Consider the following 12,813-nt stretch of genomic DNA (forward strand, 5'->3'; position numbering starts at 1 on the left):
TACGACATCGGAGCATCCGGCACCAATTCCACCCCCGTCCCCACCAATTCACGGGCGCCGGTTTCCATCGAACAACGGGACGAAATCGAATGCAGCGGGATAAACTTCGGCACAGACGTTCCAAATGTTGTGTTGGTTCAACAGAGATCGATGTCGATTAGAAATCGAGGAATTGTGCCCGGCTTCCGCAGTTATGGACTTCGCACCAGGACGATTGTTCTCGCAACAATTGTTTTCACCCTGGCCGCGGTTGTTCCGGGTCTGGTGACCTCACCGGTTTCGGCCGCGGCTGTCGGCTACGTCAAGGCGGTCGGTGGCCGGTGCCTCGACAACGCGAACTCGGCGACCGCCAACAACAATCCCGTGGTCCTCTGGTCGTGTCACGGGGCTGCGAACCAGACCTGGACACAGGAAGATGACGGAACCGTGCGCACGCAGGGCAAGTGCCTGCAACCGCAGGGCGGGACCATCGCATCGGGGCGGACGGCGACCATCGCGACGTGTACGGGCAGCGCAGCCCAGCGCTGGACCCGCGACGGGTCGACCATCCGGGTCGGGACGTTGTGCCTGGAGAACACGGGAAACCGGAACGTCGACAACAACCCGGTGCGCGTGGCCTCCTGCTCCGGGGCCCAGGCGCAGCAGTGGGATCTGGTGGGGGCGCCCTCGACGCCGCCGACGACAACCAACCCGCCCGTGCCGACCCCGCCGCCGACCACGCCCCCGCCGACCACGCCCCCGCCGACCACGCCCCCGGTCACCTCGCCGTCAGGCCAGGCGGTGCCGAAGACGAACCTGCCGGGCTGGCGCAACATCTTCTGGGATGACTTCACGAAGAATGCCGCGGTGGGGTCGTGGGGCAGCGAATGCGACGCGAACAAGATCGTCTACACCGGCGCCCAAGGACAGCGGTGGCGGGCATATCCGAAGTGTTATCGCGATTCCTACAACGCGCGGCCCTACCGGTCGGACGCGGTGCTCAGCGTGAAGAATGGGGCACTGAATTTCAATCTCCACAATGTCGACGGGGTTCCCGCCGGAGCCAATCCGTCACCGGTTCTGGTCGGTGACAGCCAGAATCAGTTGTACGGACGCTATTCGGCAAGAATGAAGGCCGACAGCCCGAATCTGAGCCAGTATTACGTCGCCTGGTTGTTGTGGCCACAATCGGAAGTGTGGCCCCGGGATGGCGAATTCGATTTTCCGGAGGGGGAATTGAGCGGGACTCCCAAGGGCTACCACCACTACGCCGGGGCCGCGGCCTGCCCGGCCTGCCAGGAGGCAGCGACCAACCTGCCGGCACGGTTCACCGACTGGCACACCTACACGATCGAGTGGAGTCCCGGACGGATCCGGTTCCTGCTCGATGGCGCGGTGGTACTCGACAGTCCGCGGAACGTGGCGGACACGCCGATGCGGTGGCAACTGCAGACCGAGACGAAGGGGACCGGTCCGGCATCGGGCAATCTGCTGGTCGACTGGGTCTCCGTGTGGGCGTACGCGCCGTAGCCGGTCCGCCTAGGTGTGATTGCGGAGCAGCGCAATGGTGTCGCCGACGGCGAGATTCAGCGCCGCTGCCACCGATTGCGGTTCGTACACGGTGTCGTAGAAGGTTGCCGTGAACGTCATGTCGCCGTCCGCCATCGCCGAGGTCACGGTGATCGACGTGGCCGCCGCGGGGTCGCTGGCGACGAGGAACTGGGCCGGGGCGGTGTCGTCCCAGGGGATCGCGGCGGTTCGCGGAACAGTGTTCAGGCTCGAATAGAGCAGGGACACACGATGTTCGGCGGCATCTGCTGACGAAGGAATCGGGCGGGTTCGTCCGGCCCGGCGACCCGCCCTGACCTTGAGGCTCGACACCACGAGGTTGGCGACCGGCCGGCCGATGGTGAACGCTTCGGTGATCGCGGCCTGTAGCGATTGCGGAGTGACCCCGGGGCCGCAGTCGAAATCGAGGCCGGCCGCGAAGTTGGCGAGGGTGTGCGTGTTCTTCGGCAGATAGACCCGCGCATCAAAGGGAAGCGTCACCCGATCGGTGGGTTCGATACCGGCCTTCTCGAATGCCGCGCGCAACGCGAACACGATCAACGCCACCACGGAGACGCCCGGCTGATGCTCGTCCCGCCACGCTCGGAGCCCCTGCACGCTCCCGGCCGGGATACGGGCGATCGCAGTGGCCGGGATGGCCTCGCCGGACTGCGGCAGGACGTGGGCGGTATCGCCCTGATGTGAGGTGAGAGGTGGCGCCAGGTCGCGGTTGCGGCGGTACCAGGCAGCCATCCGGAACAGACGGAGCGGGTTGGCGTAGGTGCGCGCGGTCGCGGTGAGGAGCGGTGGCAGTGCGGTGCGGCGCCACAGATCGGGATCCTGCGGGTCGACGCCGGCGAGGATGACCTCGATGAACCGGGACAACAGGGCGATGTCGCCGACGCCGTGGTTGTAGTCGATCAGCAGGTACTGGCCGGAGACTCCGACGCGGGTGCGCGTGATGCCGGGCTCGCGGAAGGAGGTCAGCAGGGCCTGGGGATCGTCCGAGGGCGGGAGGACGACAACCCGGTCCGCGACCTCTGTCGAGCACTTCCAGCGGTTGTCCGAGGTCGCCCAGAGGCCGACCCGGGCAGCCGGCCCGACGCGGGCAAGCCGGGTGTACCGGTCGAGCACCACCTGTGGGTCCAGGCCTGCGATGGGGCCGATGGCTATCGTGGATCGACTGCTGCAATGCATCAGATCCAGTGCCGATGCGCGCGCGGTCGATACCTGTTCCATGGTTCGCTAAGGGTACCCATAGAACGCCCGGGAGGGTGGGCCCGGACCAGCAAATCAGGCGAACTGAACAGCGGATTTCTGTCCGGGTGGGCAATCGTGTTAACGTCTCATAGTCCTTTTCGGAGAGTTCCGAGGGGGGCAGCCACGGGCGAGTGGCGGAATGGCAGACGCGCTGGCTTCAGGTGCCAGTGTCCTTCGGGACGTGGGGGTTCAAGTCCCCCTTCGCCCACAAAGAGCAGTTCAGCTCATATGCGGGACCAAGGTCAGGTTGCAGAAATGCAGCCTGACCTTTCTTGTATGTGGACGACGCCACAACGTGGGGGGATCGGTTCCCTGCACGCTGCACGCAGTCCTGGCAGTCGACCAGCGGAATGACGTGCCATTAGCGGCGCGTGATTGTGTGTTCCGGGTCAATTGCGGTTCGGGGTCAGTGGCGCTGCGAGCACCGGTTACGCGACCGTACGGCGTCGCTCGACGGAAGGGCCAGTATCGCCCTGGTGGGCTCGTCTCTGGCAAATGCGTCGTCCGCGGCCTTGGCCGGTCAGCGGCGCTGAGCAGGTCATGACCCAGCCGGCACCCGTCGACGCACATCACATGCGCCGACGGCACCAGTTCGCCGAAGTGCCCGAGGTTTTCAGCCGGTGAGCACGTTGGCAACAAATGTCTCGACGCGATGACGTAGTCCCGCTACTGATTCGGCTCGCAGCGCATCGAGATCAGTGTCTTTGTGGAAAGCCGGCGGGAGCCGGCGGGCGTTACGTGGACAGCTGAAGTCCTCGCAAACAAGAACACCGATCGTGTCGCCGCGGCGGCCCGCAGGCCCGGCCCGGCGAGCGGAGAACAATACCGCTGCACTCGACAGGTTGACATCACGGCACCAAACACACATCGCGCGGCGCTTCGACACGGCAGCAGCCCGCGTCAACAGCAGTGTGACGAGTTCACCGTTGTGGGGCACACAGATGTAGCCCCGATGCGGGATCTTCGAATCCCGCCATCCGTAGAAGTCGAGTGGGTCGAAGTTGGTGTCGTCAAAGTCAATCGGGAAGGTGACGCGCTTGAGTTCGCTGCGCGTCGCGCCTCGAAACGAGTCGATGATCTGCTGGCGGGTGAGGGTTTGCAACGTGAATCCATTCCGGCAAGGCACATGGCTATGCGTGGTACCTGCCATTGGAGGGCCGCGCCTGCGACGCGGTGGGTCGAATCCCGGAAGGCCCGGGGTGAGGGCATGACTGCGCAGCCGACCGTGATGGTCAGCTGCGGGGCACAGTCATCTTGCAGCGGCGCACGCAGCGCCGGCACCTGCCTCGTCTCGATGGATCACCAAGCCACCGTACAGCGCAGCAACGGTCGCTGCATCTCAATTGATCTGTCGTGGTGCGTGCTTGAACATCAGAAATGGCGCTTGCGTCCTACAGTCGGTTTCGTGACGAGCTCGCCCGATCAGGTACCGGTGAGAACCGCGGATATCTCCTGGCCGGCTTCGCGGATCAGCGTGATGATCCTCGTCCGGCGTTGGGCATCGGTGCGGAAGATCGGGGCCGCCGTGCCGATCGATGCGACGACCTTGCCGTGTGAGGTGATGGCTGCCGCGGTACCCCAGATCCCGTCGTCGACCTCTTCGTAGCTCTCGGTCCATCCCTCGGCGCGGACTGCGTCGAGCGACTCGTGGCCGAGGAGGCTGACCGCCGCCGGATCCAGGGTGGGCAAGACCTTGGCGAGGTGTTCGTCGCGTTCGCGAGGCGTCATGGCCGCCAGCAACACTCGGGCCATCGATCCACGATGCAACGACATCGCCTGTCCGCGGTCGAACTGAAGTCGAACGGGCCGACGGGATTCGACGCGATCGACACAGTAGACGGCGTCGCCGCTGCGGCGCGCGATCAGGACGGTCTCATCGATCTCGTCGCGGATGCGGGTGATGTACGGGAGGGCGATGTCCATCAGCGGAGGCCGGGCGGCCTCGCATGCCGCGGCCAGGCCGATGACCCTGTCTGTGACGCGGTACGCGCTGTCGGGCGCTCCCTCGAGTAGTCCGACCTCGCGCAACAACGCGACATAACGATAGGTGGACGTGGCGGAGAGGTCGAGTTGGCTGGACAGCTCTGCGACCGTCCAGGTCGGGCGCTGCTCGGTGAAGCACAACAACGTGTTGAGTAGCTTTCGACTGCTACCGGCACCTGAGACGCGATGTTCTGACGAACCGTTGACCATCTGGCGGCATTCTCCTCAAGGATCGGGGCTCGGTATGACTTCCCCACGTCGGTTCCCAGTTCCCACATTATGCAGACGTCCATGACGCGGAGTGGGTTAAAGACAGCAATTTAACATTTCTACAATATGGTGGCGCTAGAGTCGCAATTTGGTAATCAGTCCGCCGAGCTTCGGCGCAGAAGAAAGTGGGACCGGCATGTTCGTGCACCAGGGCACCCTCACACTACGTAGTGATGTCACCGCCGCGCAGATCGACGACATCGTCGGCGGACTGCTCGACCTCCCGAACTCGATTCCCGAAGTCGCCGCTGCCCAGGTCGCGCGAGATGCCGGACTCTCTGAGGGCAACGCGCACTTGACGTTTCGGATGAGTTTTGTCGACGCGGCCGCGTGGCAGGCCTATCGGGTCCATCCCGCACACGTTGCGGTGATCAAGGACTTCATCGCTCCGGTCCTGGAATCCAAAGCCTTTGTCCAGTACGACGAAGCGGCCATGGTCACCTCCTGATGAACACGCCTGCGCAGCAGCACCTCGGAGGTAACGCCGGCGCCGACGGCGAATTGGGCAGATCCACCTCGGGTTTCGGGGGCAGCCTGCCGTTGGGAAATCGGCCGGCCCTGATCATCATCGACCCGGCCAAGGCCTATACCGAGCCGACATCACCACTGTTCGCCGGGGTGGGCACCGCGGTGGAGGCGATGATCGCGTTGCGCGCCCGTGCGGCCGATGCCGGCATCCCCGTCGTGTTCACCCGGGTCCACTATGCCGACGAGACTGGGGCTCTGGGCGGTCGCTTCTACCAGAAGGTGCCGTCGCTGCGGTGTTTTGTGGAAGGTAACCCGCTGGGCGACTTCATCTCCGGCCTCGAGCCGCGCGATGGTGACGTGGTGGTCACCAAGCACTATCCCAGTGCGTTCTTCGGAACGGACCTGGCTGCGGCTCTACACGTCCGTGGAATCGACACCTTGCTGATCGCGGGACTGTCGACGAGCGGTTGCGTGCGGGCGAGCACCATCGATGCCATGCAGTACGGGTTCGTGCCCGTCGTCGTCCGTGAGGCGGTCGGCGACCCGAATCCGGATGCCCACCTCTCCAACTTGCGGGACATCGCCACCAAGTGCGGGGAGGTCCGATCGCTCGCTGAGATTTCCCACTATCTGGACGATTTGGCCTGACGTCGCCAGTCGGCGGTTTCCAGATAGTGGGAATAGGCAGCGAATTCTGGCGCCGAAGACTTGATTTACGTAAAGGTTACAGAAGGCATGATGCAGATCGTTCGCGCCCGCATCCGAGCGTTTCGCGGACCGGAACGCCACTGAAAGCGCTGGTCACAGGCGCCCGGGGCACCACTTCGGTTCGGCCCGAGTCCTTCTGCGCCGCAGCTTGTTCACACGTACGAAACATACGGTCGGTCATTCCCGCATAGTGGATGATTAGCGACGTTCAGGGTATTGACGTTGTTAATCCAGCCACATAATCTCCTCGGTATCCACTATGTGGCGGAACCGTTTCCGCATTGCGATAGGAACCTATGAACGTCGAGTTGAGCCAACAGGCACGAGCGAGCCTCCAGTTCCTCGGCGCTGTCCAGGAGTTCGCAGGCGGGACCCTGCAGAAGCGGGCGGCCGAAGAATATGAGCGGGCCGTTCCGAATCCGCCGACGGGGCTCGACGATCAGCGCGAATCTGTGTATGCGGCACTTGAGAATTCGTCTGCATGGGCCTTCGACAGGTTGCTGACCCGGTGGGTCGCCGAAGAGATCTACGTGCGCGCACTCCCGGCCATCGAGACGATCCGGCCGCAGACCGAGCAGTTCCTCGACGTGACGACTCCGAGCGGATCCCTGACGCTCGACGCCGATCTGGTGCCGCCGGCCTACTGGGCGCACGGCTTCCATCTCACGCCCGGCGGGTGGGACGGACACGATCTGATGGGACCCGCGATCTCCGAGCTCGCCTTTGCGTACGTGCTCAGCCCCGGCGGGGTCGGGGCGGTACGTACCGGCGAGAACTTGAACGACCAGCGCACCATGGTCGCCGCCGAGGCCCCGCGCGAGACGTATCGCCACATCGTCGAATTGGGTGCCAGCGGTGGGCGATACACCTTCAAGCTGCGCAACGCCTACCCGTCCGCTGCGATCACGGCCATCGAATTGTCCGAGACCGCCTTGCGGTTCGCCTATGCGCAGGCGTCGGTGGTCGATGCCGGGATCGACTGGGTACAGGCTGCCGCCGAGAACACCGGGCTGCCGGATGGCTGCGCCGATCTGGTCACCAGCTACACCCTCATGCATGAGGTCCCCGAAGAGGTGAACCGCCAGATCGTCGCCGAGGCCTTCCGCGTTCTCGAACCCGGTGGCGACCTGGTCATCAGTGAGATCGCGCCATACGAACACCATTCGGCGTTCCGGGCCGTGGTGCTCGACTGGGAGACCGAGAACAGAGGCGAACCGTACTGGCGTGAGGTGATGGCGATGGACCTCCCGGCCGCGCTCGCCGACGCCGGATTCGTCGACATCGAAGCCTATGGCGTCGGTGGCGGGATCTATCCCTGGATCACCCGGGCACGAAAGCCCCTGACCACGAACGGAACCGCCAAATGAGCACCGTTGACACCCCGGCCGGCGAGCAGGCGGTCCGTCCCGACTATCTCGGCGACACCAAGACCGACGACCTGGCCCGGATGCTGTTGGAACTGACCTCTGAGGTCTGGGCCCTGCGGGACCGCAACGTGGTTCTCGAGCGGCTCCTGACCGAACACGGGGTGCTGTCGGCAGGTGAGGTCGATGCCTATCAGCCCGACGAACAGCTGGCCTCGGACCTGTTGGCGCAGCGACGTTCTCTTGCTCGCCGGGTACTCGGTGCGGTGCTGCCCTCCGAAGAGCGCACCGCTGCCGCCCTGCGCGATCACTGACCGTTTTCACGGTTCTTCCACTCGTTCGGATCCGCCCAGGTAGGGCGGACCGTCGCCATCCTCATCACCCATCACACCCACCAGGAGTAGCCACATGTCGCTGCATTCTTCATATTTCGGGATCTCGCGGGGCGCGAGCACCCGCCATCGCCTGCGCCGGCTCGGCACCGCGGGCATCGGCGTCATCGTCGCGACCGGACTGGTCAGCGCCTGTGCCCCCGACGAGTCGGCCGGTACGAGTAGCGACAGCATCGTGATCGGTACCTCGACCTCGATCAACCCGCTGACCGGCTTGAACTCGTCGTACCAGACCTACCAGTACAACGCATTCGATTCGCTGGTGCGCTGGCTCGCCGATGACGAAGAGGCCCAGCCCCGTATCGCGAGCGAGTGGACCAACGTCGATCCCCTCACCACCGACTTCACCATCCGTGATGGCGTCAAATTCCATGATGGCACGACACTGACGGCACGCGATGTGGCGTTCTCGTTCAATGAGATCATCGCCGAGAAGTTCGTAACGGCATCCAACCTCGCGAACATCGAAAGCGTCACGGCGCTGGATGATTCGACTGTTCGGATCGTCACCAAGACCCCGGAACCGCTGCTGCTCAACATCGTTGCGCAGGTCTTCATCGTGCCGGAGGCCGCCTGGGAGGCGGCCGGTGGCGCGGACGGGTTCGCCGCCAACCCGATCGGCAGCGGACCGTACGAGATCACCGAGTTCGACATCGAGAACTCGGTCACCTTCGAGGCTTTCGACGAGTTCTGGGGTGAGGCGCCGGCGACCGACACCGTCGAACTGCGGTACTTCTCTGATTCCAGCGCGCTGGCCTCGGCTTTCGAATCCGGACAGCTGACGGTGGCGCACGAACTTCCGGGCGCATCGCTGCAGACGCTCAAGGGTGATGACCGCTACGAGGTCACCGCATCGTTCAGCGGTAGCCAGAACATGTTCCAGTTCAACACCAACAAGGCGCCCTTCGACAACGAAAAAGTCCGTCGGGCAGCCAATCTGGCGATCGATGCGCCCGCTCTCATCGACGCGCTGACCTATGGGGCAGGCACACTCGAGGACGGCCAGTTGCCGATCGAGGGCGTCTTCGGCCACACCGACACCATCTCCCGTCCGGAATACAACCCCGACGAGGCCCGCACCCTGCTGAAGCAGGCCGGCGCCGAGGGAACCCCGATCACCATTTCCGGGATGTCTCTCTACCGGCCCCTGCTCGAGGCGGTCGGCGGACAGCTGGCCGAGGCCGGCTTCAAGCCGACGATCGAGGCAAACGAGACCGCCGTGTGGTTGCAGCAGTTCCGTTCGGGCACCAATGCCGACATCTTCTTCCGGGGCACCTCGTACACCGGCGTCTTCGACGCAGATCGCCCGTTCTCGTTCATCTCGCAGGGCGAGCGTCCGTTGGTGACCGACCCGAAGTGGACCGAGCTGTACCAGGCCACCAAGACCGAGATGGACCGGGGTGCGCGGGAACAGAAGCTGATTGCCGCCAGCCAGTACCTGCTCGACAAGAACTATGTGCTCTACACCTACGGTCGTCCGTCGGTCGGAGCCGTTGTCGCCGGAACCTCCGGCGTCGACTTCGGCACCGGCATCATGTTGCAGTTCGACACCGTGTCGACCTCGTCCGATAGCTGACCCGACCAGCCGAAGTTGACCCGAGAACGAAGGTGAACATGAACACCACCACCCTTCCCGCAGGCGAGTTGATCGATCAGCGCGGTCGCGCCGAACTGGAGTTCCTGCAGGCGTTGCGCGTCGGACTTGCGCCGTTGCGCAACCGGATCCGGGCGACGGTCCAGGACTCCGGGGCACTCGAGGCGCCGTTCGTGGGCATCGAGGATCTGCGGGAACGGGTGGATGGTGTTCTGGCCGACAACGCCGATCATCGGATCGTCGGGGCCGTCCTCCGGTGGAGTCGCCAGGCGGCGACTCCCCGGGCGGTCGCGGCATTCGAACGTCGCCGGGAGGTCCTGGCACCTCTGGCGGCTCCGGCCGGCACCGTGGTCGACACCGGCGCGAACCCGCCGCGGTACTGGGACTACGAGTTCCACGCCACGGCGGGTGGCTGGGATGGGCACCCGGACATGGGCTTTGTGCACCACGAGATGATCTATCACTTCTTGCTCAAGAAGATCTATCCAGGTGACCTGTTCGCCCAACGTCGTCAGGTGGCCGCCGCGGCGCCCCGGGACGACTACCGACGCATCGTGGATATGGGTTGTGGCACCGGCCAATACACGCTGCAGCTGGCGCAGGAGTATCCAGAGGCCGCGATCACGGCTGTCGACCTGTCGCGGACGCAGGTTCGCTACGCGCTGCGGCGGGCCGAGGACGCCGGCACGGCGATCACGGCCGTCCACGCCAACGTCGAGTCCACGGGCCTCCCGGACGGATGTGCAGACCTGGTGACGGCATTCATCCTGCACCACGAAATGCCACCACACGCGACGCGGAACACGTTCGTTGAAGCGTTCCGTCTGCTCGAACCCGGCGGGCACGTGCACTTCTCGGACGTGGCGCCCTACGCACACCGATCTCCGTACCAGGCCTGGCTCGACGACTGGGATGCCGAGCACGGAAATGAACCATGGTGGCGTACCGCCGCCACCCTCGACCTCGAAGCGGCGGCCCGCGCCGCCGGATTCGTCGATGTCCAACAGCAGGCATTGGGCGCCGACGCCTATCCCTGGGTCATCACCGCCACCAAGCCCGCACAGGAGCAACTGTCGTGAATCCCGCGCCCACCGTGGATGTTTCGAAGCAGCAGACCGGCGCCGACATCGCGCTGTCGATGCGCGAGCTCACCGTCGCACTGCCACGCAGCGGCAGTGCAGATCTGCAGATCCTGCACGGAGTCGACCTGGAGGTTCCGGCCGGCCAGGTGGTCGCGCTGGCCGGCGAGTCCGGGTCGGGCAAGTCGACGGCAATGTTGTCGGCGTTGCGACTGCTGCCCTGGGGTGCTCGGATCGGTGGCCACATCGAGGCCGGCGGCGTCGACGTGGTCGCGATGTCGAAGCGAGAGCTGCGAGATTTCCGGGCCCGCCACGCCCGCGTCGTACTCCAGGATCCGTGGAGCTCCCTGCATCCCATGCACACGATCGGTTCCCAGCTCATCGAATCGGCGCGCTCGGGTGAACCGGGACTGTCGAAGTCGGCGGCCAGGGAACTCGCGGTCGACACCCTGACAAGGGTCGGTATCGCCGACCCCGAGGCGCGGATGAAGACGTATCCGCACCAGATGTCGGGTGGCCAGTTGCAGCGGGTGGTGATTGCGATGGCCTTGGTCGCCAAACCGACCCTGCTCTTCTGTGACGAGCCGACCACTGCTCTTGACGTCACCACACAGGCACAGATCCTCGAACTGCTCCGCACCCTCAATCGTGAGACCGGGCTGACGATCGTGATCGCGAGCCATGACCTCGACGTCATCGCGGGTATCGCGGATCGGCTGGTCGTGATGTATGCCGGGGCGGTCGTCGAGCAGGGGCCGGTCGAGGAATTGATGACCAAACCGCAGCACCCGTACACGTGGGCGTTGCTGCAGACGGCCCCGGAACACAACCGGGGCAGGCGGTTACGAACGATCGAAGGCCGTCCGCCGGCGCTGGACAACCTGCCGCCCGGGTGTGCGTTCGCGCAGCGTTGTGACTTCGCGATCGACGACTGCATCAAAACCCGTCCGCGCCTGCTCCCATTGCTGTCCGCACCCGAGCACGCCACCGCGTGCCTGCGGGTGCAGCACGAAATGTCGTCCGGGGTCCAGGAGGACACCGCGGCGGCCCTCTCCGGAAAGAGCCTGACATCGTGAGCGAATCGAAGACAGACCCCGGTGTCGGCCCGGTGCTGGACATCCAAGATCTCGTGCAACATTTCCCGGGCCCCGGCGGTACCACCGTCCGCGCGGTCGACGGCGTCTCGCTGCAGGTGCGGCGGGGCGAGACCGTCGGGCTCGTCGGCGAATCCGGTAGTGGCAAAACCACTGTCGGTCGGGCCGCCCTGCGGTTGTACAAGCCGACCGACGGGAAGATCCTGTTCGAGGGCACCGACGTCACCCGGCTCAAAGGGCGGACACTGACCCGGGCACTGCGGCAACGCAGCGCCATGGTCTTTCAGAACCCGTCGACCTCGCTCAATCCGTTTCTGCGGATCGAGGACGCGCTGGCCGAACCACTCGTCGTCCATCGGGTCGGAGACCGCGACGAACGTCGACGCCGCGTGGTCGAGACACTCGACCTGGTCGGGCTCGGCGGCGAGATGGGTTCGCGCTACCCGCACGAGCTCTCCGGGGGACAACGCCAGCGGGTCGGGATCGCGCGCGCGCTGATGCTCGATCCGGCGCTGATCGTCGCCGACGAGCCGACCGCATCGCTGGACGTCTCGGTGCAGGCGCAGGTCGTCAATCTGTTGCAGGACATCCAGGCCGAACGCGAGCTCGGATACCTGTTCATCAGTCATGACCTCGCGCTGGTCCGGCACCTCAGCCACCGGATCGCCGTGATGTATCTCGGTCGCATCGTCGAAACCGGCACCGCAGCTGAGGTATTCGATGATCCGCTGCACCCGTATGCGGCATCGCTGGCCTCGATGCAACTCGCCCCCGACCTGCGCATCGTGCCCGAAGGCGATCTGCCGTCGCCCAGCAATCCGCCGTCCGGCTGCCCCTTCCATCCGCGGTGCCCGATCGCACGCGACATCTGCGCCGTGGAGCGCCCCGCGCTGGTCCCGGCCGATGACGTGCGCACCGAACGGCAGGTCGCCTGCCACTTCCCCGGTGAACTCACCCTCGCCGAGAAACCGGACCACGCCACCGCTCCGGCGGCACCACTTCCCACGTCGATGCGCACCTCCCGCGCGGCCGGCTCGCCGGCTTCGTCAGCGCTCACCGCGACCAGCAGTTAGG

At 65.1% G+C, this 12,813-nt stretch carries 12 protein-coding genes and 1 tRNA gene; 10 read left to right on the plus strand and 3 right to left on the minus strand.

Features of this window, described 5'->3' with window-relative positions; genetic code table 11:
- The first annotated feature begins 150 nt into the window (after nt 1–150).
- Nucleotides 151–1,509, plus strand: a complete 1,359-nt coding sequence (locus AC51GR_RS09760) for a ricin-type beta-trefoil lectin domain protein (protein WP_496324426.1) — start codon at nt 151–153, stop codon at nt 1,507–1,509.
- A 9-nt stretch (nt 1,510–1,518) separates the two neighbouring features.
- On the opposite strand, the gene AC51GR_RS09765 is transcribed toward AC51GR_RS09760, so the two are convergent.
- Nucleotides 1,519–2,766, minus strand: coding sequence for a hypothetical protein (locus tag AC51GR_RS09765; RefSeq protein WP_496324427.1), 1,248 nt, complete (start codon nt 2,764–2,766; stop codon nt 1,519–1,521).
- A 146-nt stretch (nt 2,767–2,912) separates the two neighbouring features.
- Here AC51GR_RS09765 and AC51GR_RS09770 point away from each other — a divergent pair.
- Nucleotides 2,913–2,995 (plus strand) — tRNA-Leu (locus tag AC51GR_RS09770).
- Between the two features lie 405 nt (nt 2,996–3,400).
- On the opposite strand, the gene AC51GR_RS09775 is transcribed toward AC51GR_RS09770, so the two are convergent.
- Nucleotides 3,401–3,889 carry an FBP domain-containing protein gene (locus AC51GR_RS09775; protein ID WP_496324428.1) on the minus strand — a complete coding sequence of 163 codons (489 nt, stop codon included), beginning with the start codon at nt 3,887–3,889 and terminating at the stop codon, nt 3,401–3,403.
- Nucleotides 3,890–4,209: 320 nt separating this feature from the next.
- Nucleotides 4,210–4,980 carry an IclR family transcriptional regulator gene (locus AC51GR_RS09780; protein ID WP_496324429.1) on the minus strand — a complete coding sequence of 257 codons (771 nt, stop codon included), beginning with the start codon at nt 4,978–4,980 and terminating at the stop codon, nt 4,210–4,212.
- 148 nt (nt 4,981–5,128) lie between these two features.
- Between AC51GR_RS09780 and AC51GR_RS09785 the strand changes: the two genes are divergently transcribed.
- From AC51GR_RS09785 to AC51GR_RS09820, 8 genes are all read left to right on the plus strand, one after another.
- A complete protein-coding gene (locus AC51GR_RS09785) occupies nt 5,129–5,488 on the plus strand; it encodes a Dabb family protein (RefSeq protein ID WP_496324430.1) in 360 nt (119 codons plus the stop codon).
- Nucleotides 5,488–6,156: an isochorismatase family protein gene (locus AC51GR_RS09790; RefSeq protein WP_496324431.1), complete on the plus strand. Its 669-nt coding sequence runs from the start codon at nt 5,488–5,490 to the stop codon at nt 6,154–6,156. Before AC51GR_RS09785 ends, AC51GR_RS09790 begins: the two co-directional genes overlap by 1 nt.
- Before the next feature lie 356 nt (nt 6,157–6,512).
- Nucleotides 6,513–7,583 (plus strand): class I SAM-dependent methyltransferase, encoded by a 1,071-nt coding sequence (locus tag AC51GR_RS09795; RefSeq protein ID WP_496324432.1) that lies wholly within the window; start codon nt 6,513–6,515, stop codon nt 7,581–7,583.
- On the plus strand, nt 7,580–7,894 hold the full coding sequence (locus AC51GR_RS09800) for a hypothetical protein (protein ID WP_496324433.1): 315 nt from the start codon (nt 7,580–7,582) through the stop codon (nt 7,892–7,894). The genes AC51GR_RS09795 and AC51GR_RS09800 overlap by 4 nt, the downstream gene beginning before the upstream one ends.
- Before the next feature lie 94 nt (nt 7,895–7,988).
- The gene (locus tag AC51GR_RS09805) at nt 7,989–9,548 is read left to right on the plus strand and encodes an ABC transporter substrate-binding protein (RefSeq protein WP_496324434.1); all 1,560 of its coding nucleotides are present in this window, start codon (nt 7,989–7,991) and stop codon (nt 9,546–9,548) included.
- A gap of 38 nt (nt 9,549–9,586) precedes the next feature.
- Complete coding sequence (locus AC51GR_RS09810) at nt 9,587–10,645, plus strand: class I SAM-dependent methyltransferase (RefSeq protein WP_496324435.1); 1,059 nt, start codon at nt 9,587–9,589, stop codon at nt 10,643–10,645.
- The gene (locus AC51GR_RS09815; RefSeq protein WP_496324436.1) at nt 10,642–11,721 is read left to right on the plus strand and encodes an ABC transporter ATP-binding protein; all 1,080 of its coding nucleotides are present in this window, start codon (nt 10,642–10,644) and stop codon (nt 11,719–11,721) included. The genes AC51GR_RS09810 and AC51GR_RS09815 overlap by 4 nt, the downstream gene beginning before the upstream one ends.
- Nucleotides 11,718–12,812: an ABC transporter ATP-binding protein gene (locus AC51GR_RS09820; RefSeq protein ID WP_496324437.1), complete on the plus strand. Its 1,095-nt coding sequence runs from the start codon at nt 11,718–11,720 to the stop codon at nt 12,810–12,812. The genes AC51GR_RS09815 and AC51GR_RS09820 overlap by 4 nt, the downstream gene beginning before the upstream one ends.
- The last annotated feature ends 1 nt before the right edge of the window (nt 12,813 follow it).

It is taken from the genome of Williamsia sp. z71, from assembly GCF_059553375.1.

Coding starts and splice junctions, on each gene's coding strand:
- AC51GR_RS09760 (WP_496324426.1), top strand. CDS start 151: ATGTCGATTAGAAATCGAGGAATTGTGCCCGGCTTCCGCAGTTATGGA.
- AC51GR_RS09765 (WP_496324427.1), bottom strand. CDS start 2,766: ATGGAACAGGTATCGACCGCGCGCGCATCGGCACTGGATCTGATGCAT.
- AC51GR_RS09780 (WP_496324429.1), bottom strand. CDS start 4,980: ATGGTCAACGGTTCGTCAGAACATCGCGTCTCAGGTGCCGGTAGCAGT.
- AC51GR_RS09790 (WP_496324431.1), top strand. CDS start 5,488: ATGAACACGCCTGCGCAGCAGCACCTCGGAGGTAACGCCGGCGCCGAC.
- AC51GR_RS09795 (WP_496324432.1), top strand. CDS start 6,513: ATGAACGTCGAGTTGAGCCAACAGGCACGAGCGAGCCTCCAGTTCCTC.
- AC51GR_RS09800 (WP_496324433.1), top strand. CDS start 7,580: ATGAGCACCGTTGACACCCCGGCCGGCGAGCAGGCGGTCCGTCCCGAC.
- AC51GR_RS09805 (WP_496324434.1), top strand. CDS start 7,989: ATGTCGCTGCATTCTTCATATTTCGGGATCTCGCGGGGCGCGAGCACC.
- AC51GR_RS09810 (WP_496324435.1), top strand. CDS start 9,587: ATGAACACCACCACCCTTCCCGCAGGCGAGTTGATCGATCAGCGCGGT.